The 21,553-nt window shown below is 64.4% G+C and carries 14 protein-coding genes and 2 pseudogenes; 11 read left to right on the top strand and 5 right to left on the bottom strand.

The window, feature by feature from the left end:
- Nucleotide 1 precedes the first annotated feature (1 nt).
- From rplA to rpoC, 5 genes are all read left to right on the top strand, one after another.
- Nucleotides 2–700 (top strand): 50S ribosomal protein L1, encoded by a 699-nt coding sequence (gene rplA, locus J2P76_RS06520; RefSeq protein WP_207405452.1) that lies wholly within the window; start codon nucleotides 2–4, stop codon nucleotides 698–700.
- A 252-nt stretch (nucleotides 701–952) separates the two neighbouring features.
- Nucleotides 953–1,477: a 50S ribosomal protein L10 gene (gene rplJ / locus J2P76_RS06515; RefSeq protein WP_012251784.1), complete on the top strand. Its 525-nt coding sequence runs from the start codon at nucleotides 953–955 to the stop codon at nucleotides 1,475–1,477.
- Between the two features lie 76 nt (nucleotides 1,478–1,553).
- Complete coding sequence (rplL, locus tag J2P76_RS06510; protein ID WP_012251783.1) at nucleotides 1,554–1,934, top strand: 50S ribosomal protein L7/L12; 381 nt, start codon at nucleotides 1,554–1,556, stop codon at nucleotides 1,932–1,934.
- Nucleotides 1,935–2,097: 163 nt separating this feature from the next.
- A complete protein-coding gene (gene rpoB, locus J2P76_RS06505; protein WP_207405450.1) occupies nucleotides 2,098–6,210 on the top strand; it encodes a DNA-directed RNA polymerase subunit beta in 4,113 nt (1,370 codons plus the stop codon).
- A complete protein-coding gene (gene rpoC / locus J2P76_RS06500; RefSeq protein ID WP_207405449.1) occupies nucleotides 6,210–10,448 on the top strand; it encodes a DNA-directed RNA polymerase subunit beta' in 4,239 nt (1,412 codons plus the stop codon). Before rpoB ends, rpoC begins: the two co-directional genes overlap by 1 nt.
- A 114-nt stretch (nucleotides 10,449–10,562) precedes the next feature.
- Here the strand turns inward: rpoC and J2P76_RS06495 are convergent, their stop codons facing one another.
- The gene (locus J2P76_RS06495) at nucleotides 10,563–10,958 is read right to left on the bottom strand and encodes a TssQ family T6SS-associated lipoprotein (RefSeq protein ID WP_207405446.1); all 396 of its coding nucleotides are present in this window, start codon (nucleotides 10,956–10,958) and stop codon (nucleotides 10,563–10,565) included.
- Between the two features lie 265 nt (nucleotides 10,959–11,223).
- Between J2P76_RS06495 and J2P76_RS06490 the strand changes: the two genes are divergently transcribed.
- Nucleotides 11,224–12,453 carry a hypothetical protein gene (locus tag J2P76_RS06490; protein ID WP_207405445.1) on the top strand — a complete coding sequence of 410 codons (1,230 nt, stop codon included), beginning with the start codon at nucleotides 11,224–11,226 and terminating at the stop codon, nucleotides 12,451–12,453.
- A 31-nt stretch (nucleotides 12,454–12,484) separates the two neighbouring features.
- Here J2P76_RS06490 and J2P76_RS06485 read toward each other — a convergent pair whose 3' ends face one another.
- From J2P76_RS06485 to J2P76_RS06475, 3 genes are read right to left on the bottom strand one after another with little or no spacing between them, the layout of a single operon-like run.
- Nucleotides 12,485–14,803 (bottom strand): CHASE2 domain-containing protein, encoded by a 2,319-nt coding sequence (locus J2P76_RS06485; protein WP_207405443.1) that lies wholly within the window; start codon nucleotides 14,801–14,803, stop codon nucleotides 12,485–12,487.
- A 17-nt stretch (nucleotides 14,804–14,820) separates the two neighbouring features.
- The gene (locus tag J2P76_RS06480; protein WP_207405441.1) at nucleotides 14,821–15,927 is read right to left on the bottom strand and encodes a FecR domain-containing protein; all 1,107 of its coding nucleotides are present in this window, start codon (nucleotides 15,925–15,927) and stop codon (nucleotides 14,821–14,823) included.
- Between the two features lie 26 nt (nucleotides 15,928–15,953).
- Nucleotides 15,954–16,664, bottom strand: a complete 711-nt coding sequence (locus tag J2P76_RS06475) for a response regulator transcription factor (RefSeq protein WP_207405439.1) — start codon at nucleotides 16,662–16,664, stop codon at nucleotides 15,954–15,956.
- Nucleotides 16,665–16,930: 266 nt separating this feature from the next.
- Between J2P76_RS06475 and J2P76_RS06470 the strand changes: the two genes are divergently transcribed.
- The 5 genes and pseudogenes from J2P76_RS06470 to J2P76_RS06450 form a co-directional block, all read left to right on the top strand.
- Nucleotides 16,931–17,644 carry a response regulator transcription factor gene (locus tag J2P76_RS06470; protein WP_207405437.1) on the top strand — a complete coding sequence of 238 codons (714 nt, stop codon included), beginning with the start codon at nucleotides 16,931–16,933 and terminating at the stop codon, nucleotides 17,642–17,644.
- A gap of 337 nt (nucleotides 17,645–17,981) precedes the next feature.
- Nucleotides 17,982–18,359: a 30S ribosomal protein S12 gene (rpsL, locus tag J2P76_RS06465; protein WP_012251774.1), complete on the top strand. Its 378-nt coding sequence runs from the start codon at nucleotides 17,982–17,984 to the stop codon at nucleotides 18,357–18,359.
- 172 nt (nucleotides 18,360–18,531) lie between these two features.
- Complete coding sequence (gene rpsG, locus J2P76_RS06460) at nucleotides 18,532–19,002, top strand: 30S ribosomal protein S7 (RefSeq protein WP_006216561.1); 471 nt, start codon at nucleotides 18,532–18,534, stop codon at nucleotides 19,000–19,002.
- A gap of 18 nt (nucleotides 19,003–19,020) precedes the next feature.
- The gene (gene fusA / locus J2P76_RS06455; protein WP_207405435.1) at nucleotides 19,021–21,123 is read left to right on the top strand and encodes an elongation factor G; all 2,103 of its coding nucleotides are present in this window, start codon (nucleotides 19,021–19,023) and stop codon (nucleotides 21,121–21,123) included.
- A gap of 78 nt (nucleotides 21,124–21,201) precedes the next feature.
- Nucleotides 21,202–21,264: pseudogene (locus J2P76_RS06450) on the top strand (GTP-binding protein); the annotation flags it as partial.
- Nucleotides 21,265–21,267: 3 nt separating this feature from the next.
- Here the strand turns inward: J2P76_RS06450 and J2P76_RS06445 are convergent.
- Nucleotides 21,268–21,549, bottom strand: a pseudogene (locus J2P76_RS06445) (TRAP transporter small permease subunit); the annotation flags it as partial.
- Between the last annotated feature and the right edge of the window lie 4 nt (nucleotides 21,550–21,553).

The following is a 21,553-nucleotide window of genomic DNA, read 5'->3' as shown; positions in this document are numbered from 1 at the left end:
CATGGCAAAACTGAGCAAGCGCGCCGCCGCCATCGCCAAGAAAATCGACCGCACGAAGCTGTATCCCGTGTCCGAAGCCCTGACCCTGGTCAAGGAAACCGCCACCGCCAAGTTCGATGAGTCCATCGACGTGGCCGTGCAGCTGGGCATCGACCCCAAGAAGTCCGACCAACTGGTTCGCGGCTCCGTGGTGCTGCCCGCCGGTACCGGCAAGAGCGTCCGCGTGGCCGTGTTCGCCCAGGGCGACAAGGCCGAAGCCGCGCGCGCCGCCGGCGCCGACATCGTCGGCCTGGACGACCTGGCTGACCGCATCAAGGGCGGCCAGATCGATTTCGACGTGGTCATCGCCTCGCCCGACACGATGCGTGTCGTGGGCGCCCTGGGCCAGGTCCTGGGTCCCCGTGGCCTGATGCCCAACCCCAAGGTCGGCACCGTCACCCCTGACGTCGCCACCGCCGTGAAAAACGCCAAGGCCGGTCAGGTCCAGTACCGCACCGACAAGGCCGGCATCATTCACGCCACCATCGGCCGCGCCTCGTTCGGCGTGGAACAGTTGCAAACCAACCTGGCCGCGCTGGTCGACGCCCTGCAAAAGGCCCGTCCCGCTGCCGCCAAGGGTATTTACCTGCGCAAGCTCGCTGTCTCGTCCACCATGGGCGGCGGCGCGCGCATTGAAGTGGCTTCGCTCTCGGCCAACTGATCGGCCGCGGGCAATAACGAACTTTGGGCCGCATCCGGATTTCCGGATGCTGCTGTCAAAGACCGCTGGAGCAGGGCACCGGCAGCCGTATCGCCGGCGCCCCGCTTAATCCCGGAGCTATCCCAGTCCGGATCCAGCGTAGACGGCGTCCCCAGGAAGATTTCTTTACCCGAAGAACTCAACCAGGCGCCGCATTCGGTTGACGCGCAAGGCCGCAAGGCCCCAGGCGTCTTTTGATGGAGTGTTCAAACCGTGAGTCTCAATCGTCAAGAGAAAGCGGTGGTAATCGAGGAAGTCTCGGCAGCTGTTGCCAAGGCCCAATCGATTGTTATCGCCGAGTATCGTGGTCTGGACGTCGCCTCTGTCACCGTACTGCGCAAAACTGCGCGTGAATCGGGCGTGTACCTGCGTGTTCTGAAGAACACGCTGGCCCGTCGTGCGGTTGCCGGCACGGCTTTCGAGCCGTTGTCCGAGCAACTGACCGGTCCGCTGATCTATGGCATCAGCGAAGATCCGGTTTCGGCGGCCAAGGTCCTCGCAGGTTTCGCGAAAAGCAACGACAAGCTGGTCATCAAGGCGGGCTCGCTGCCCAACAACCTGTTGAACCAAGAAGGCGTGAAGGCCCTGGCCACCATGCCCTCGCGCGAAGAGTTGCTGTCGAAACTGCTGGGCACCATGCAAGCCCCCATCGCGCAATTCGTGCGTACGCTCAACGAAGTTCCCACCAAGTTCGCCCGCGGCCTTGCTGCCGTGCGCGACCAGAAGGCGGCGGCGTAAGCCACCGCCCGCGGAATTCGCTGAACGACCGAGCGACACCCAACCTGGCATTTATCCAATTCTGGAGTTCTGAAAAATGGCACTTAGCAAAGCTGAAATCCTTGACGCCATCGCTGGCATGACCGTGCTCGAACTGTCCGAGCTGATCAAGGAAATGGAAGAAAAATTTGGCGTGTCGGCTGCTGCCGCCGCTGTGGCCGTGGCTGCCCCCGCTGCGGGTGGCGGTGCTGCCGCTGCTGAAGAGCAGACCGAATTCACCGTTGTGCTGGCTGAAGCCGGCGCCAACAAGGTGAGCGTCATCAAGGCCGTGCGCGAACTGACCGGCCTGGGTCTGAAGGAAGCCAAGGACCTGGTCGACGGCGCGCCGAAGCCCGTCAAGGAAGGCATCGCCAAGGCTGACGCCGAAGCCGCCAAGAAGAAGCTGGAAGAAGCTGGCGCCAAGGTCGAAGTCAAGTAAGACCTTGCGTCAACTGCCCGGGGACAGTGCAGTTTGCCGTCCCCGGGCTTTTGCGTTTCCAGGAAACCCCTACTGCCGGGGTGCCCTTTGCAGAGGGGTTTTCTGGAGTCGTATCACCTGGGGCCGTGGTTGACGGCCCATGCAACCTCGAGTCGGAGTGCTCATGCCTTACTCGTACACCGAAAAAAAGCGCATCCGCAAAAGCTTCGCCAAGCGTGAAGACGTTCAAAACGTTCCTTTCCTGCTGGCGACTCAGCTTCAATCCTACCTAACTTTCCTGCAGGCGGATACTGTTCCGTCCGAGCGCGCAAGCGACGGTCTGCAGGCGGCGTTCTCGTCGATTTTCCCGATTGTCAGCCATAACGGAATGGCGCGCTTGGAGTTCGTCAGCTATGTGCTGGGCGAACCGGTGTTCGATGTCAAGGAATGCCAACAACGTGGCCTGACCTACGCGTCGCCGCTGCGCGCCAAAGTGCGCCTGGTGCTGCTCGACCGCGAAGTCAGCAAGCCGACCATCAAGGAAGTGAAAGAACAGGAAGTCTACATGGGCGAAATTCCGCTCATGACGGGCACCGGTTCGTTCGTCATCAACGGCACCGAACGCGTCATCGTGTCGCAGCTGCACCGCTCGCCCGGCGTGTTCTTCGAACACGATCGCGGCAAGACCCACAGCTCGGGCAAGCTGCTGTTCTCGGCCCGCGTGATTCCCTACCGCGGCTCGTGGCTGGACTTCGAATTCGACCCGAAAGACGTGCTGTTCTTCCGTGTCGACCGTCGCCGCAAGATGCCCGTGACGATCCTGCTGAAAGCCATCGGCATGACGCCCGAATCCATCCTGGCGCACTTCTTCGACTTCGACAACTTCGAACTCAAGAGCGAAGGCGGCATGATCGAGTTCGTGCCCGAGCGCTGGAAGGGCGAGATGGCCCGCTTCGACATCGCCGGCCGTGACGGCAATGTCATCGTCGAAAAAGACAAGCGCATCAATGCCAAGCATCTGCGCGACATGGCCAACGCCAACATCCAGCGCATCTCGGTGCCCGAAGAGTTCCTGTACGGCCGCGTGCTGGCCAAGAACATCGTCGACGCCGACACCGGCGAAGTGGTGGCGCACGCCAACGACGAGATCACCGAAAGCGTGCTGAGCGCCTTGCGCGCGGCCAACGTGCGCGACATCCAGACGCTGTACACCAACGACCTGGATCGCGGTCCGTACATCTCGCAAACGCTGCGCACCGACGAAACCGCCGACCAGATGGCCGCGCGCGTGGCCATCTACCGCATGATGCGCCCCGGCGAACCGCCCACCGAAGACGCCGTCGAAGCGCTGTTCCAGCGCCTGTTCTACAGCGAAGAAACCTACGATCTGTCGCGCGTGGGCCGCATGAAGGTCAACAGCCGCCTGGGCCGTGGTGAAGACATCACCGGCCCCATGACGCTCACCAACGAAGACATCCTTGAAACCATCAAGGTGCTGGTCGAGCTGCGCAACGGCCGTGGCCAGATCGACGACATCGATCACCTGGGCAACCGCCGCGTGCGCTGCGTGGGCGAACTGGCCGAGAACCAGTTCCGCGCCGGCCTGGTGCGGGTCGAGCGCGCCGTGAAGGAGCGCCTGGGCCAGGCCGAGACCGAAAACCTGATGCCGCACGACCTGATCAACTCCAAGCCGATCTCGGCCGCCATCAAGGAGTTCTTCGGCTCGAGCCAGCTGTCGCAGTTCATGGACCAGACCAACCCGCTGTCGGAAATCACGCACAAGCGCCGTGTTTCCGCACTGGGCCCGGGCGGCCTGACCCGCGAGCGCGCCGGCTTCGAAGTGCGCGACGTGCATCCCACGCACTACGGCCGCGTCTGCCCGATCGAAACGCCGGAAGGCCCGAACATCGGCCTGATCAACTCCATGGCGCTGTATGCCCGCCTGAACGAGTACGGCTTCCTGGAAACGCCTTACCGCAAGATCATCGACGGCAAGGTCAGCGACCAGATCGACTACCTGTCGGCCATCGAAGAAAGCAACTACGTCATCGCGCAGGCCAACGCCGCGCTCGATGACGAAGGCCGTTTCGTCGACGACCTGGTGGCTTGCCGCGAAGCGGGCGAAACCATGCTGACCGCGCCGGCCAACGTGCACTACATGGACGTGGCGCCGTCGCAGATCGTCTCGGTGGCGGCATCGCTGATCCCGTTCCTTGAGCACGATGACGCCAACCGCGCGCTGATGGGCGCCAACATGCAGCGCCAGGCCGTGCCTTGCCTGCGTCCTGAAAAGCCCGTGGTAGGTACCGGCGTCGAACGCACCGTGGCGGTCGACTCGGGCACCACCGTGCAGGCGCTGCGCGGCGGCGTGGTCGACCACGTCGACGCCGAGCGTGTCGTTATCCGCGTCAACGACGACGAGAACGTCGCCGGCGAAGTGGGCGTCGACATCTACAACCTGATCAAGTACACCCGTTCCAACCAGAACACCAACATCAACCAGCGTCCCATCGTGAAGCGCGGCGACAAGGTCGCCAAGGGCGATGTGCTGGCCGATGGCGCGTCCACCGACCTGGGCGAGCTGGCGCTGGGGCAGAACATGCTGATCGCGTTCATGCCCTGGAACGGCTACAACTTCGAAGACTCGATCCTGATCTCGGAAAAAGTCGTGGCCGACGACCGCTACACCTCGATCCACATCGAGGAACTGACGGTGGTGGCGCGCGACACCAAGCTCGGACCCGAGGAAATCACGCGCGACATCAGCAACCTGGCCGAAACCCAGCTCAACCGCCTGGATGATTCGGGCATCGTCTACATCGGCGCCGAAGTCACCGCCGACGACGTGCTGGTCGGCAAGGTCACGCCCAAGGGCGAGACCCAGCTGACGCCGGAAGAAAAGCTGCTGCGCGCCATCTTCGGCGAGAAGGCCTCCGATGTTAAAGACACCTCGCTGCGCGTGCCTTCGGGCATGGTGGGCACCGTCATCGACGTGCAGGTGTTCACGCGCGAAGGCATCGTGCGCGACAAGCGCGCCCAGTCCATCATCGACGATGAACTGCGCCGCTACCGCCAGGACCTGAACGACCAGCTGCGCATCGTCGAGAACGACCAGTTCGACCGTATCGAGAAGCTGCTGGTGAACAAGACGGTCAACGGCGGCCCGCGCAAGCTGGCCAAGGGCGCCACGATCACCAAGGCGTATCTGGCCGACCTCGACCGCTGGCAGTGGTTCGACATCCGCCTGGCCGACGAGCCCCACGCCGTGGTGCTGGAACAAGCCAAGGAATCGCTCGAGCAGAAGCGCCACCAGTTCGACCTGGCGTTCGAAGAAAAGCGCAAGAAGCTCACGCAAGGCGACGAGCTGCCCCCGGGCGTGCTCAAGATGATCAAGGTGTACCTGGCCGTCAAGCGCCGCCTGCAGCCTGGCGACAAGATGGCCGGCCGTCACGGCAACAAGGGCGTCGTCTCGCGTATCACGCCGGTCGAAGACATGCCCCACATGGCCGACGGCACGCCTGCCGACATCGTGCTGAACCCGCTGGGCGTGCCTTCCCGGATGAACGTCGGGCAGGTACTCGAAGTGCATCTGGGCTGGGCCGCCAAGGGCGTGGGCCATCGCATCGCCGACATGCTGCGCGACGAACGCACGGCACAGGTGAAGAACGTGCGCGCCTACCTGGACAAGGTGTACAACACCACCGGCACCGGCGCGCAGGTCGACACCCTGACCGACGACGAAGTCATGGAACTGGCGCAGAACCTCAAGAACGGCGTGCCGTTCGCGACGCCGGTGTTCGACGGCGCCACCGAGGAAGAAATCGGCAAGATGCTCGAGCTGGCCTACCCCGACGAGGTTGCCAAGCGCATGCAGCTGACCGATTCGCGCACCCAGGCATGGCTGTTCGACGGCCGCACCGGCGAGAAATTCGAGCGCCCGGTCACGGTGGGCTACATGCACTACCTGAAGCTGCACCACCTGGTCGACGACAAGATGCACGCGCGTTCCACCGGCCCGTACTCGCTGGTGACCCAGCAGCCGCTGGGCGGCAAGGCGCAGTTCGGCGGCCAGCGTTTCGGGGAAATGGAAGTGTGGGCGCTGGAAGCCTACGGCGCCGCCTACACCCTGCAGGAAATGCTGACGGTGAAATCCGACGACATCACCGGCCGTACCAAGGTATACGAAAACATCGTCAAGGGCGACCACGTCATCGATGCCGGCATGCCGGAATCGTTCAACGTGCTGGTCAAGGAAATCCGCTCGTTGGCCCTGGACATGGATTTGGAGCGTAACTGATGAAAGCGCTACTCGACCTCTTCAAACAAGTCTCGCAAGACGAGCAGTTCGATGCCATCAAGATCGGCATCGCCTCGCCCGAGAAAATCCGTTCGTGGTCCTACGGCGAAGTCCGCAAGCCCGAAACCATCAACTATCGTACGTTCAAGCCTGAACGCGATGGCCTGTTCTGCTCGAAGATCTTCGGCCCGATCAAAGACTACGAGTGCCTGTGCGGCAAGTACAAGCGCCTGAAGCATCGCGGCGTGATCTGCGAAAAGTGCGGCGTCGAAGTCACGGTGGCCAAGGTGCGCCGCGAGCGCATGGGCCATATCGAGCTGGCCAGCCCGGTTGCGCACATCTGGTTCCTGAAGAGCCTGCCGTCGCGCCTGGGCATGGTGCTGGACATGACGCTGCGCGACATCGAGCGCGTGCTGTACTTCGAGGCCTGGTGCGTCATCGAGCCCGGCATGACGCCGCTCAAGCGCGGCCAGATCATGTCCGACGACGACTTCCTGGCCAAGACCGAAGAGTACGGTGACGACTTCCGTGCCCTGATGGGCGCCGAGGCCGTGCGCGAACTGCTGCGCACCATCGACATCGACCGCGAAGTGGAAACGCTGCGCGGCGAGCTCAAGGCCACCAGCTCGGAAGCCAAGATCAAGAAGATCTCCAAGCGCCTGAAGGTGCTGGAAGGCTTCCAGAAATCGGGCATCAAGGCCGAATGGATGGTCATGGAAGTGCTGCCCGTGCTGCCCCCGGACCTGCGTCCGCTGGTGCCGCTCGATGGCGGCCGCTTCGCCACGTCCGACCTCAACGACCTGTACCGCCGCGTCATCAACCGCAACAACCGGTTGAAGCGCCTGCTCGAACTCAAGGCGCCGGAAATCATTCTGCGCAACGAAAAGCGCATGCTGCAGGAAGCCGTCGACTCGCTGCTCGACAACGGCCGCCGCGGCAAGGCCATGACTGGCGCCAACAAGCGCCAGCTGAAGTCGCTGGCCGACATGATCAAGGGCAAGAGCGGCCGCTTCCGCCAGAACCTGCTGGGCAAGCGCGTCGACTACTCGGGCCGTTCGGTCATCGTGGTGGGCCCGCAGCTCAAGCTGCACCAGTGCGGCCTGCCCAAGCTGATGGCGCTGGAACTGTTCAAGCCCTTCATTTTCAATCGTCTTGAAATGATGGGCCTGGCCACCACCATCAAGGCCGCCAAGAAACTGGTCGAAAGCCAGGAACCGGTGGTGTGGGACATTCTGGAAGAAGTCATCCGCGAACACCCGGTCATGCTGAACCGGGCGCCCACCCTGCACCGCCTGGGTATCCAGGCGTTCGAGCCGGTGCTGATCGAAGGCAAGGCCATCCAGCTGCACCCGCTGGTTTGCGCGGCGTTCAACGCCGACTTCGACGGCGACCAGATGGCCGTGCACGTGCCGCTGTCGCTGGAAGCGCAGCTGGAAGCGCGCACCCTGATGCTGGCCTCGAACAACGTGCTGTTCCCGGCCAACGGCGAACCGTCCATCGTGCCCTCGCAGGACATCGTGCTGGGCCTGTACTACACGACCCGCGAACGCATCAACGGCAAGGGCGAAGGCATTTTCTTCACCGATGTGGCCGAAGTGCAGCGCGCCTACGACAACGGCGAAGTCGAGCTGCAGTCGCGCATCACCGTGCGCCTGACCGAATACGAACGCGACGACAACGGCGAATTCCAGCCGGTGCTGCGCCGCCACGAAACCACGGTCGGCCGCGCGCTGCTGTCGGAAATCCTGCCCAAGGGCCTGCCCTTCACGGTGCTGAACAAGGCCCTGAAGAAGAAGGAAATCTCGCGCCTGATCAACCAGTCGTTCCGCCGCTGCGGCCTGCGCGACACGGTGATCTTCGCCGACAAGCTGATGCAGTCGGGCTTCCGCCTGGCCACCCGCGGCGGCATCTCGATCGCCATGGGCGACATGCTGATCCCCAAGGCCAAGGAAGGCATCCTGTCCGAGGCCAGCCGCGAAGTGAAGGAAATCGACAAGCAGTACTCGTCGGGCCTGGTCACGTCGCAAGAGCGCTACAACAACGTGGTCGACATCTGGGGCAAGGCCAGCGACAAGGTCGGCAAGGCGATGATGGAACAGCTGGCCACCGAGCCGGTGGTCAACCGCCACGGCGAAGAAGTGCGCCAGGAATCGTTCAACTCGATCTACATGATGGCCGACTCGGGCGCCCGCGGTTCGGCTGCCCAGATCCGCCAGCTGGCCGGCATGCGCGGCCTGATGGCCAAGCCGGACGGCTCCATCATCGAGACGCCCATTACCGCGAACTTCCGCGAAGGCCTGAACGTTCTGCAGTACTTCATCTCGACCCACGGCGCGCGTAAAGGCCTGGCCGATACCGCGCTGAAGACGGCGAACTCGGGCTACCTGACCCGCCGCCTGGTCGACGTGACGCAAGACCTGGTCATCACCGAAGACGATTGCGGCACCACCCAGGGCTACGCCATGAAGGCGCTGGTCGAAGGCGGTGAAGTCATCGAACCGCTGCGCGACCGCATCCTGGGCCGCGTGGCCGCCATCGACGTGGTCGATCCGGATACGCAGGAAACGGCCATTGCCGCCGGCACGCTGCTCGACGAAGACCTGGTCGACCTGATCGACCGCATCGGCGTCGACGAAGTGAAGGTGCGCACGCCCCTTACCTGCGAAACCCGCCATGGCCTGTGCGCGCATTGCTACGGCCGCGACCTCGGCCGCGGTTCGCACGTCAACGTGGGCGAAGCCGTCGGTGTCATCGCCGCCCAGTCCATCGGTGAACCGGGCACGCAGCTCACCATGCGTACCTTCCACATCGGTGGCGCGGCGTCGCGTTCGGCCCTGGCCAGCGCAGTCGAGACCAAGTCCACCGGCAAGGTGGGCTTTGCCAGCACCATGCGGTATGTCACCAACGCCAAGGGCGAACGCGTGGCGATCTCGCGCTCGGGCGAACTGGCGATCTTCGACGACAATGGCCGCGAACGCGAACGCCACAAGATCCCGTACGGCGCCACCGTGCTGGTTGGCGACGGCGAAGCCGTCAAGGCCGGCACCCGTCTGGCGACCTGGGATCCGCTGACCCGCCCGATCGTGTCCGAGTACGGCGGCGCGGTGCGCTTCGAGAATATCGAAGAAGGCGTCACCGTGGCCAAGCAGCTCGACGAGATCACCGGCCTGTCGACCCTGGTGGTGATCACGCCCAAGACCCGCAGCGGCAAAACGATCACCCGTCCGCAGATCAAGCTGGTCAACGAAAACGGCGAAGACGTCAAGATCGCCGGCACGGATCACTCGGTGAACATCTCGTTCCCGGTCGGCGCGCTGATCACCGTGCGCGATGGTCAGCAGGTGTCGGTGGGCGAGGTGCTGGCGCGTATTCCGCAAGAATCGCAAAAGACCCGCGACATCACCGGCGGTCTGCCGCGCGTGGCCGAGCTGTTCGAAGCGCGTTCGCCCAAGGACGCCGGCATGCTGGCCGACGTGACGGGCACCGTGTCGTTCGGCAAGGACACCAAGGGCAAGCAGCGCCTGGTCATCACCGACCTGGAAGGCGTCAGCCACGAGTTCCTGATTCCCAAGGAAAAGCAGGTGCTGGTGCACGACGGCCAGGTGGTGAACAAGGGTGAAATGATCGTCGACGGCCCGGCCGATCCGCACGATATCCTGCGCCTGCAGGGCATCGAGAAGCTGGCGACCTACATCGTCGACGAAGTCCAGGACGTCTATCGTCTGCAAGGCGTGAAGATCAACGACAAGCACATCGAAGTGATTGTTCGCCAGATGCTGCGCCGTGTGAACATCGTCGACGCGGGCGACACCGAGTTCATCCCGGGCGAGCAGGTCGAGCGTTCCGAGCTGCTGAACGAGAACGACCGCGTCACCGCCGAAGACAAGCGTCCCGCCACGTATGACAACGTGCTGCTGGGCATTACCAAGGCATCGCTGTCGACCGACTCGTTCATCTCGGCTGCTTCGTTCCAGGAAACCACGCGTGTCCTGACCGAAGCCGCCATCATGGGCAAGCGCGACGACCTGCGCGGGCTGAAGGAAAACGTCATCGTCGGCCGCCTGATTCCGGCGGGTACCGGCCTGGCCTATCACATTGCCCGCAAGGACAAGGAAGCCCTGGAAGCCGCCGAGCGCGAAGCCGCGCGGCAACTGGCCAATCCGTTCGAGGATGCGCCGGTTACCGTCGATGCCGATGCGCCGCAGTCCGACGCCGGCCAGGAAGGTCCCGCCGAATAAGCGATACCTTCATGCCCCGGCGGGGCCTGCCGCAGCAGTGGCGGGCCCCATGCAAAACGGCCGCTGAGCAATCAGCGGCCGTTTTTTCGTGCGCCCGGTTGCGGGCTCGTTGGGTCAGCTGCCTGCGCGCGCCTGGGCAGCCTTGAATACGGGCCCCCATTGCGGATGGCCGGCTTCGTTGGGCGCCAGCGTGAACGCTGAATCCAATTGCAAAATACGTACGAAGGTGTCTTCGCACAATTGCGCGTAATTGCGTACGCAGTAACTGAAGGCCTGCAGCTTGTAGGCCTCGATGCGCAACGATTTCGGCGCCGTGGCGATATCGCCGGACGTGGCGACGGTGCGGATTACCGTGCCGTACTGCCCGGCGGCATACTGCTGCCGGACCTGAGCCATCGTATCCTGGGCGGCCTGCGACGGTGGGCCTTCGAAGCCGGAGCCCACACTGGAGCAACCGCCAAGGAACACCATAAGGCAAAGCAAATAGGGCAAGAAAGCGCGAGTCTTCATGAGCGGTTGAGCCTGTGCCTGTGGAGGAATAAGAGTCACATCCTGTTCCCGGCGTAGCCATTGTGAAATGAACCCGGGAAGGATGCTCGGATAATATCCGTTGTACGAGCTAATAGCGCATGCTGCGGCGCAGTAATTATGCGTCTTACTGCTAGGTTAAGTTATTAAAAGTAACTCCAGTAAACTCAGCATCGCGCTTGCGCCAGAATCGAACGCCGTCATACAGGCGTAATGATTTACCGCTTATTTCCAGCTTAAATTGGCCATGTTTTCCTCCGCCGGCTTTTCTTCGCCGCGCGGGCCCTTTGCCGGCGCCGCGCCTCTTGCCCATCGTCCGCTCAGCGCCATTGCGGCGACTACTGCCGGCGGCGTGCCGCAGGCGCGCATTCAGCGCATTATTGCCGAACTCATTCCGGTGCTCGACGATCTGCACCAGGAAGAACGCATCTGCGGCGATATCTCGGTCCATTCGGTAGGCATGGACGAGGCTGGCCGGGCCCACTTGATGGCATTGTCCGGCTATCCCCGGCCTGGCGAATCGCCGGCCCTGACGCCCGGCTACGCGCCGTTCGAGCTGTACACCGAAGCAGCAGAATGGCCGCGCGGCCCCTGGACAGACATCTATGCCCTGAGTGCCGTCGCCTATTCGCTGATCACCGGCCAGCGTCCACCGGCGGCCCCCGAACGGCGGGTCGCTGAAACCTATCGCCCCCTGGCCGCGATGGGCCTGTCCAAATACGACGCCGGCTTTCTGGCCGCCATCGACGCGGGGCTGGCAATCATGCCGGCCGACCGGCCCCAGACGGTGCAGGCGTTCGCCCAGCTGCTGGCCCTGCCGCCCCCGCCCCAGGCGTCCCGGCCGGCTCCCCAGGCGACCCAGTCGGCCGCCCCCGCGGTGGCCGCCGAGGCGCCGAGCGCGCCGCGCCGCAGCAGTTTCCGGTCGTTCGTGCAGGCGATTCTGCTGGGCATCGCCACTCTGGGAGTGTCCGCCTATTGGTGGGGCCGGTTGACGGAGACCCCGGACGGAGTAATTACTCACTCTGAGTCTGCCGTAGCGCAGGCGCCGGTGCCTGTCGAAACACCGGCTCCGGCTGCAGCCCCGCCCAAGCCGGAACCAAGCGCTCCCGCAGCCCCCACGCCAGCCGCGGCGATTCCCGCACCGCTGGCGGAATGGCAGACGGGCTATCCCGCCGAAAATGCCGACGCTACCGCGCTGCTGGCGGGGCCAAGCACCGATGGCGCCCCGACTGAGTCGTCCGCCGAGGCCGAGGCTGCGCCGCCGCCCCCGCCGGTGCGAGTCAGCATCAACGTGCGCCCCTGGGGTGAAATCGTGGTCAATGGCGTGTCGCGCGGCGTGACGCCGCCACTGAAGACCCTGCGCCTGGCCCCCGGCAGGTATTCCGTCACCATCCGCAATACTGCACAGCCGCCCTATCGGACGACGCTGGAAGTCAAGGCGGGCAAGCCCGCCATGATTACGCACATATTCCGTTGATATCGTCGGCTTGTGCCCACGGGCGCCGGCTTTACGCTTCGTAGGCGTCGTCGTCCAGGGCCATCGGCAGGCTCAAGGTAAACCGGGCGCCCGCGCCACGCTGGCTGTGCACGGCAATCTGCCCGCCGTGGCGCAGCGCCACCGTGCGCACGAATGCCAGCCCCAGGCCGGCGCCACCCGTGCTGGAGCGGTGCGCCTCGCCGGTACGAAAAAAGGGCTGGAACAGGCGCGCCTGGTCTTCCGGCGCGATGCCGGGCCCGGCGTCCTCGATCTCGACATTCCACAGCTCCGCCGCGGCCTGCACGCGCAACTGTATCCGGCTGCCGTCCGGGCTGTACTTGATGGCGTTGTCCAGTAGGTTGCAGACGGCGCGCATGATCAGGGTCTGGTCGCCATAGGCCAGCGCGGCCGCCGGGGCATGTACATCCAGCGTAATGCGGCGCGCCTGGGCCGCGGCCCAGAATTCGTCGGCCGCCTCGCGCAGCAGGTCGGCGAGATCCAGCTTGGCGTGCGCGATATCCATGGACTCGGCACGGGTGAGCTGGATGAAGTCGTCGACCAGCAGCAGTGTGCGGTTGGCCAGGTGCGCAATGCGCGACAACGCTTCATTCGGCGGGCTGTCGGTATCGCCGGCCTGGTTCAGCGCCACCAGCGCCAGTATCGAATTCTGTGGCGCCCGCATGTCGTGCGAGATGAAGCGCAGCGTTTCTTCGCGCTGCCGCTCGGCCTGGCGGATGGTGGTGATGTCGCTCAAGGTCACCACCAGCCCGGCGTTGGCGCCCTGCGCCGTATGCACAAGCGCGCATCGAAGCAGCAGATCCTGCCCGGCGCGATCGCGAACCTCGATGCTGACCCGCGAGGCTGCGCCCTGGGGGGCGTCGTCATCGCCCGGCACGCGCAGCGCCTGGTGTACCAGCTGGCGGGTGGACGGTTCGCCGAACGCCTGTTCCAGTGCGGGCGCCAGGGCATGCCCGATGCGCGGCGGCCGGATGCTGAGATTCAGGAAATACATCACGGCCGGGCGGTTGCGGTACTGCAGCTTGCCGGCCTGGTCGATGACCAGCGTCGCGTCGGGCATGCCGTCCAGGCCGTCGAGCAAGAAACGCCGCAGGTTGCGCACCCGGCTCAGCGTGTGGTCGAGCTCGTCGATATGCTGGTCCAGCGAGCGGCTGATCCGGCCAGCCTGCGGGCCGGCCTCGTCCATGACGGGCGGATACTCCTTGCGCAGGCGGGCCATCTCGCCGTCCATGTAGCGCAGCGCGGCTTCCTGGCTGCGCCAGCTCCAAAGCGGATAACAGGCCGCCACGCCCAGCAGCGCGGCGGTCGGCGGCAGCCAGATGTCGGCCCAGTACAACGCCGCGAGAGCGGCAGCCAGCATGGCGGCCAGCAGCGCCGCGCTGCACAGCACAGCCTGGCGCGGCGACAGGCGCGGCAGCGCCAGGCACAGCAGCAGCACGGGGATCGCGCTGGCCAGCGCGGTCTGCCAGGCCTGGGCCATCTGCAACACCCGGCCTTCGCGAGCCGACTGAAGCAGGTTGCTCATGATTTCGACGCCCGAGATGCCGCTGGCGCGATGCGATACCGGCGCGGGGAATATGTCGCCCATGCCCGTTGCCCAGGCGCCCACCAGCACATACTTGTCCTTGATGTCTGAAGGCGCCAGGTCGCCGCGCAGCACGGACAAATAGGACACCACCCGGAAATGTCCGGGCGGGCCGGCGTACGGAATGAGCGAGGCGCGGCGGGGCACCTGCTGCAGGAAGGCGCGCGCCTGGGCCTCCTGGCCGCCGGCCTGCAGCATGGCCAGCGCGAAATGGTTCCATGGCACGCCGTTCACCTCGCGCGTCCAGATGGCGCGCCGCGCCACGCCATCGTCGTCCAGCTCTATATTGATGTAGCCCAGGCCGGCGGCGGCTTCGGCCAGCGGCGCCAGGGGCAGGTCTGCATGCGCGGGCCGCTCGAGATTGTCCAGTACCACCGGCAGTACCACATGCCCGTTCCGGCGGATGGCATCGGCCAGGATGCGGTCGTCCTCGGGGCGGTACTGGTCGGCTTCGGCAAACATGATGTCCAGCCCCACGGCGCGGGCGCCCTGCAGGCGGTCGAGCAGCGCTGCATGCAGGGTGCGCGGCCACGGCCAGCGGCCCAGCACGGCCAGCGACTGGTCGTCGATCGTGACCATCAGCACGTCTGACGGCGCCGGCCGGCCGGCCAGCGAGATGGCCCGGTCGTAGATGATCTGGTCGATGCGCCCCAGGCCGTTGAACGATCCCAGCAGGGCCGCAAGGGCGGCCAGCGCCAGGGTCAGCAGCAGCCGCGAGTGTGGGAAGGTGCGGCGGCTGTCAGCCATGGCGGGCGGGAATGTACTCAGTAGTCGGCCAGTGTAACGACGCCGCCGTCGGACAATGAGACCGGCAGGCCCGAGACGGTCATCAGGACATTGGCGCCTTCGAATGTCAGGCGGCCATCACGGCCCTCCAGGCCAGCGGCATCGATGGCGCGCACCGCCACATAGTAAGTGCCGGCGCCCGGCGCCGCAAAGCGGATGTCGGTGCTGTCGAACCGCCTGGACGAGATCAGTTCCAGGCCTTCGGCATCGCGCGATACCTGCACCAGGTAGGCCACGGCGCCCGGCACCGGCGCCACGGGTGCCGTCCATTGGCCCGAGCCGGCGCGCTGCGGCGCGCCGACCTGCGGCGCGGGCAACAGCGGCCGGATGCCGGACAGTACGCCGTCGGCGCCGATCGAGGCGCCGTAGCCGGTGGACACGGCAACCGGGCGGCCCGGCGCGCTGTCGCGCGCGTGCGGCTGCAGCCGCACACTGCCTTCGATGACTTCGCTGCGCGCGCCTTGCGCGCCGGCCTGCACACGGAACCGGGTGCCGCGCACGCCCGTGACCGCCACCGGCGTGCGCACCTCGAAGCGGCCCACGCCCTGGCCGGCGGGTGCGACATTCGAATCCACGACGCCGCGCTGCACCCGCAGGATCGAATCCGTCAGCGCGTTGCCTTCGAACTGGCGCAGCCGTTCCAGGTGCGTGGCGCCATCCTGCGGCAGCGTGACTTTGGTGCCGTCGGCCAGCTGCAGGGTGACAAATCCGTTGGACGATGTGGTGATGGTCGAGCCTTCGGCCACCGGCATGCCCGTGCGCAGCGGCTGGCCATCCATGCTGGCCGCGCCGCTTACGTGCACCACCGTGGTCTGTGCCGGCACTTCGGGGATCATGGCGAGCGGAATGCGCAGTTCCCGGCCGATGATCAGGCGATAAGGGTCGTCCACGGCGTTCAGGCGCTGCAGGACGCTCCAGTTTGCATCGTTGCGCGTGTACGTGCCGGCCAGGTGGATCAGCGTGTCGCCCTGGCGGATGCGATAGATGAAATCGTCGCCCAGCGCCCCAGCCGGCTGGGCCGACGCCAGCGGGCTGGCCAGGGCCGCGCAAAAGCAGAGGAATATGCGCGTGAAACGCGGGATCATGTACAGAGTCTCCTGTGGGGACAGAGCTATGCCTTGTCCGGGGCAGCGCCGTTGTTCACGGTTTCAAGCCGGTAGCCCAGCGCATACGACGACGCCAGCCGCACGCCATTCTCGGGGCGCAATTGCAGCTTCTGGCGGATATTGGACAAGTGCGTGTCCAGCGTGCGCGACGTCGCGGGAATTTCGCGGTTCCATACGCTTTCGGCCAGTACATCGCGCGACAGCAGGCGGCCCACATTGCGAAAGAACAATTGGGCAAGTTCGAATTCTTTTGGCGCCAGGGTAATGGCGGTGTCGTGCAGCGCAATCGTGCGGGCGGCGGGGTCGATGCGGTACGAGGCCACCGAGAACGGCGCATGATCGGGCTGCGCCGCCTGGCTGCGGCGCAGCAGTGCCGCGACGCGCGCCAGCAATTCGGCCGGCCGCAGCGGCTTGGCGACATAATCGTCGGCGCCCGCCTGCAGGCCTTGCACCAGGTCGGCTTCCTGGCTGCGGCTGGTGACAAAAATGATGGGAACCTGCATGCCCAGCGTGGTGCGCAGGCGCCGCAGCACTTCGTCGCCGTCCATGTCGGGCACCTGCCAGTCGAGCATGATGAGGTCGAACGACTGGCCGCGCAGGGCGGCCAGCAAGTCGCGGCTGCGCTGATAGCTGTGGCAGGTATAGCCGGCAGAATCCAGAACCTGCTGGATATGCCGTGCCTGGTCAAGGTCGTCTTCCAGCGAGGCTATCTGCATAGTGAATTCTTTATTTGAATAGTGCGCTTGCCGCCCCAGAATTCAGGCTGGCGCGAGGCCTGCGAGGCGATACTGCACTGCGATAATAACTCGCAGTTGCGAGTTCTTGAATCCCGCAACATTGTGAACGTCAAACAATGTCAAGTTGACAAAGATTGACTACGACTTCGTGCAAGACGACGTCACACTGTCTCAGATATGTCGCCGCGTGAAATGCCCGCAGCTCAAGGCGTTGCGCACCAGGCGATAGCTTCCGGGACAATGCTATGAAGCAATTAAAAGTACTCATCATGGTGCCCGACGCAACAATCCGTGGACACTCGGTCACGACGATGTTGCAGGCAGGCATCGCCGCAGACGGCTGCGGCACGCCGCTCGAGCTGTTCAAGCTGCTCGGCGACGACCAATACGATGCCGTGGTGCTCGATATCGGAGAACTCGGCGAGATCGGCTATGCGCTGCTGTCGCGCCTGCGCGCCTCGCCGGCATTGGGCATCGTCGTGATCGGCGCGGCGCTCGGCGTCGAAAGCCGTCTGCGCTGCCTGCAAAGCGGGGCCGACATCTGCCTGCCCGATCCGGTCGACAACCGCGAACTGGCCTGCGTGCTGCTGGCGTTGGCGCGCCGCCTGCCGGGACGCATGCCCGCAGAAGCCGATAACGCCGAAAGCGTTGCCGACACGGCCGGCCGCTGGGAATTGCGCGACCAGAGCTGGACGCTGATGTCGCCGTCCGGGGTGGCGATTTCGCTGTCGGCCAACGAGCGCCTGGTGGTACGGACGTTACTTGATGTAACCGGACGCGCGGTCGGCCGCGCCGAGCTCAACCAGCAGCTCGAGGCCGACAGCAACGCGGGCCGCACCGGCGGGGCGCGCAGCATCGACGTCATCGTCAGCCGCTTGCGCCGCAAGGCCGAAGTGGCCGGCGTCATCCTGCCCATCCGCACGGTGTACGGCAGCGGCTACCTGTTCGCCAACCAGTAGCGCCCGGCGGCAGGCGCGTCGGCCTGAGTCCGTGCCCTGATCCGGCTTTGACATGCCCGGGGTTCTGGGGTATGCTGACGGGCTTACTGCTTTATTTGCGCATAAAGAAGCCAGCCAAAATGGGCGTTGCGGGGTGTTGTAAGCCCTGTATGGCCCGCAGGCTGCCGGTCTTTGTGCGTTTTTGTCTGCAAGACCCGCTCTTTTACGTAAGGAACGTTTGAGGCGGTTTTGCGTGAACTGCCTCTCGCTGGTGTACCGGCCCATGCCAGGGCAATCCACCAGGGACACGAGTACATAAAGTACTTACCAGTGGTACGTAAAAGGGATTTAAAAGGTCATGCCTACCATTAGCCAGCTCGTGCGCAAGCCGCGCGAAGTCAGCGTCATCAAGAGCAAGAGCCCCGCGCTCGAAAACTGCCCGCAGCGTCGCGGCGTGTGCACCCGCGTGTACACCACCACCCCCAAGAAGCCGAACTCCGCCCTGCGCAAGGTCGCCAAGGTGCGCCTCACCAATGGCTACGAAGTCATTTCGTACATTGGCGGCGAAGGCCACAACCTGCAAGAGCACTCGGTGGTGCTGGTGCGCGGCGGCCGTGTGAAAGACCTTCCGGGTGTGCGCTACCACATCGTGCGTGGCTCGCTCGACCTGCAAGGCGTGAAAGACCGCAAGCAGGCTCGCTCGAAGTACGGCGCCAAGCGCCCGAAGAAGGCCTGATAGGCGCTTCAACCGTAGTTTTGCAGTACCCGGCCGCGCATCCGCGCGGCTACAGTGCGACCGCGTCGGCCTTCTTCAAGAAGCAGTGCGCGGTACGTAAGGGGCCGTCCCGATGGGCGGCCGTGGCCGTGCCAGGTGGCGCGGTTCAACTGAACTGACACAAGGAAGCAACATGCCCCGTCGTCGCGAAGTACCCAAGCGCGAGATCCTGCCCGATCCCAAGTTCGGCAGCGTCGAGCTCGCCAAGTTCATGAACGTCGTCATGCTGGACGGCAAGAAGGCCGTCGCCGAGCGCATCGTCTATGGCGCGCTCGAGCAAGTGCAAACCAAGACCGGCAAAGAGCCGATCGAAGTTTTCAGCCTGGCGATCAACAACATCAAGCCGATCGTCGAAGTGAAAAGCCGCCGCGTGGGCGGTGCCAACTACCAAGTGCCGGTTGAAGTGCGCCCCGTGCGCCGCCTGGCCTTGGCCATGCGCTGGCTGCGCGAAGCCGCCAAGAAGCGCGGCGAAAAATCGATGGATCTGCGCCTGGCTGGCGAACTGATCGACGCCTCGGAAGGCCGCGGCGCCGCGATGAAGAAACGCGAAGACACGCACAAGATGGCCGAGGCCAACAAGGCCTTCAGCCATTTCCGCTGGTAATTTAAGGATCAACCCACCATGGCCCGCAAAACCCCGATCGAGCGCTATCGCAACATTGGTATCTCTGCGCACATCGATGCAGGGAAAACCACCACGACCGAACGCATCCTGTTCTACACCGGCGTCAACCACAAGATTGGCGAAGTGCATGATGGCGCAGCCACCATGGACTGGATGGAGCAAGAGCAAGAGCGCGGCATCACCATCACGTCGGCCGCCACGACGGCGTTTTGGCGCGGCATGGCCGGCAACTATCCCGAACACCGCATCAACATCATCGACACCCCGGGACACGTGGACTTCACCATCGAAGTCGAACGTTCCATGCGCGTGCTCGACGGCGCCTGCATGGTGTATTGCGCCGTGGGCGGCGTTCAGCCGCAGTCCGAAACCGTGTGGCGCCAGGCCAACAAGTACGGCGTGCCGCGCCTGGCCTTCGTCAACAAGATGGACCGTACCGGCGCCAACTTCTTCAAGGTCTACGACCAACTGAAGACGCGCCTGCGCGCCAACCCCGTGCCCATCGTGATCCCGATCGGCGCCGAAGACGCCTTCAAGGGCGTCATCGACCTGGTCAAGATGAAAGCCATCATCTGGGACGAAGCCAGCCAGGGCACCAAGTTCGACTACGTCGACATCCCGGCCGAGCTCGAAGGCGCTGCCAACGAATGGCATGAAAAGCTGGTCGAGGCCGCCGCCGAATCCACCGAGGAACTGATGAACAAGTACCTCGAAACGGGTTCGCTCGACGAAGCCGAGATCAACACCGCGATCCGCCAGCGCACCATCGCCGGCGAGATCCAGCCCATGCTGTGCGGTACCGCCTTCAAGAACAAGGGCGTGCAGCGCATGCTGGACGCGGTCATCGACTACCTGCCCTCGCCGATCGACATCCCGCCGGTGGCTGGCCAGGATGACGAAGGCAACGAGATCTCGCGCAAGGCCGACGACAGCGAAAAGATGTCGGCGCTGGCGTTCAAGCTGATGAGCGACCCCTTCGTGGGCCAGCTCACGTTCGTGCGCGTGTATTCGGGCGTCCTGAAGTCGGGCGACACCGTCTACAACCCCATCAAGGGCAAGAAAGAGCGCGTGGGCCGTCTGCTGCAGATGCACGCCAACAACCGCGAAGAAATCAAGGAAGTTCTGGCGGGCGACATCGCCGCCGTGGTGGGCCTGAAAGACGTCACCACCGGCGAAACGCTGTGCGATGTGGATTCGCACATCCTGCTCGAGCGCATGGAGTTCCCCGAGCCCGTGATTTCGCAGGCCGTCGAGCCCAAGTCGAAGGCCGACCAGGAAAAGATGGGCCTGGCCCTGTCGCGCCTGGCCCAGGAAGACCCGTCGTTCCGCGTGCGCAGCGACGAAGAGTCCGGCCAGACCATCATCTCGGGCATGGGCGAGCTGCACCTGGAAATCCTGGTCGACCGCATGAAGCGCGAGTTCGGCGTGGAAGCCAACGTCGGCAAGCCGCAAGTGGCCTACCGCGAAACCATCCGCAAGACCTGCGAAGAAGTCGAAGGCAAGTTCGTCAAGCAGTCGGGCGGCCGCGGCCAGTACGGCCACGTGGTGCTCAAGCTCGAACCGCTCGAGCCGGGCGGCGGCTACGAATTCGTGGATGCCATCAAGGGCGGCGTGGTGCCGCGCGAGTACATCCCCGCGGTCGACAAGGGCATCCAGGAAACCCTGCCTGCCGGCATCCTGGCCGGTTACCCGGTCGTGGACGTCAAGGCTACGCTGTTCTTCGGTTCGTACCACGACGTCGACTCGAACGAAAACGCGTTCAAGATGGCCGCTTCGATGGCCTTCAAGGACGGCATGCGCAAGGCCAGCCCCGTGCTGCTCGAGCCCATGATGGCCGTTGAAGTCGAAACGCCCGAAGACTACGCTGGTACCGTGATGGGCGATCTGTCCTCGCGGCGCGGCATGGTGCAGGGCATGGAAGACATGGTCGGCGGCGGCAAGACCATCAAGGCCGAGGTTCCCCTGGCCGAGATGTTCGGTTACGCCACCAACCTGCGCTCGCTGACGCAAGGTCGTGCCACGTACACGATGGAATTCAAGCATTACTCCGAGGCCCCCAAGAACGTCGCTGACGAAGTCATCGCCGCTCGGGCCAAGTAAATAACCGTCGCCGCGTCTCCGTGATCCGGGGGCGCGGCAAATCATCCCAGTTTCCTTGAAAGTCAAAGGATAGAGATCATGGCAAAAGGCAAGTTTGAACGTACCAAGCCGCACGTGAACGTGGGTACGATTGGTCACGTTGANCTCGATGTAGATCTGCTTGCGCTTGGACAGCCGCGACGACAGGATGTCGACCCGCACGTGTTCGTTCTTGAGCAGGGTATAGCCCGCCGTCAGCAGGAACATGGCACCAAACATGTACCACTGCAGCTCCAGCCACGCGTTCGAGCTCATCTCGAACACCTTGCGGACCACCGCGTTGCCGGCGCTGACCAGCACCACCAGCAGCGTGATCCACGTGACAGCCCGGCCAACCCGCAGATTCAGCGCGTCTATGCCGCGCGATACGGCCAGCAATGCATGCATGCGA

Source organism: Bordetella petrii, assembly GCF_017356245.1.
GTDB lineage: Bacteria > Pseudomonadota > Gammaproteobacteria > Burkholderiales > Burkholderiaceae_B > Bordetella_A > Bordetella_A petrii_D.
Note: the sequence above shows the minus strand (reverse complement) of the source record. Positions and strands in the feature narration are given on the sequence as shown.

Coding starts and splice junctions, on each gene's coding strand:
- rplA (WP_207405452.1), top strand. CDS start 2: ATGGCAAAACTGAGCAAGCGCGCCGCCGCCATCGCCAAGAAAATCGAC.
- rplL (WP_012251783.1), top strand. CDS start 1,554: ATGGCACTTAGCAAAGCTGAAATCCTTGACGCCATCGCTGGCATGACC.
- rpoB (WP_207405450.1), top strand. CDS start 2,098: ATGCCTTACTCGTACACCGAAAAAAAGCGCATCCGCAAAAGCTTCGCC.
- rpoC (WP_207405449.1), top strand. CDS start 6,210: ATGAAAGCGCTACTCGACCTCTTCAAACAAGTCTCGCAAGACGAGCAG.
- J2P76_RS06495 (WP_207405446.1), bottom strand. CDS start 10,958: ATGAAGACTCGCGCTTTCTTGCCCTATTTGCTTTGCCTTATGGTGTTC.
- J2P76_RS06490 (WP_207405445.1), top strand. CDS start 11,224: ATGTTTTCCTCCGCCGGCTTTTCTTCGCCGCGCGGGCCCTTTGCCGGC.
- J2P76_RS06485 (WP_207405443.1), bottom strand. CDS start 14,803: ATGGCTGACAGCCGCCGCACCTTCCCACACTCGCGGCTGCTGCTGACC.
- J2P76_RS06480 (WP_207405441.1), bottom strand. CDS start 15,927: ATGATCCCGCGTTTCACGCGCATATTCCTCTGCTTTTGCGCGGCCCTG.
- J2P76_RS06475 (WP_207405439.1), bottom strand. CDS start 16,664: ATGCAGATAGCCTCGCTGGAAGACGACCTTGACCAGGCACGGCATATC.
- J2P76_RS06470 (WP_207405437.1), top strand. CDS start 16,931: ATGAAGCAATTAAAAGTACTCATCATGGTGCCCGACGCAACAATCCGT.
- rpsL (WP_012251774.1), top strand. CDS start 17,982: ATGCCTACCATTAGCCAGCTCGTGCGCAAGCCGCGCGAAGTCAGCGTC.
- rpsG (WP_006216561.1), top strand. CDS start 18,532: ATGCCCCGTCGTCGCGAAGTACCCAAGCGCGAGATCCTGCCCGATCCC.
- fusA (WP_207405435.1), top strand. CDS start 19,021: ATGGCCCGCAAAACCCCGATCGAGCGCTATCGCAACATTGGTATCTCT.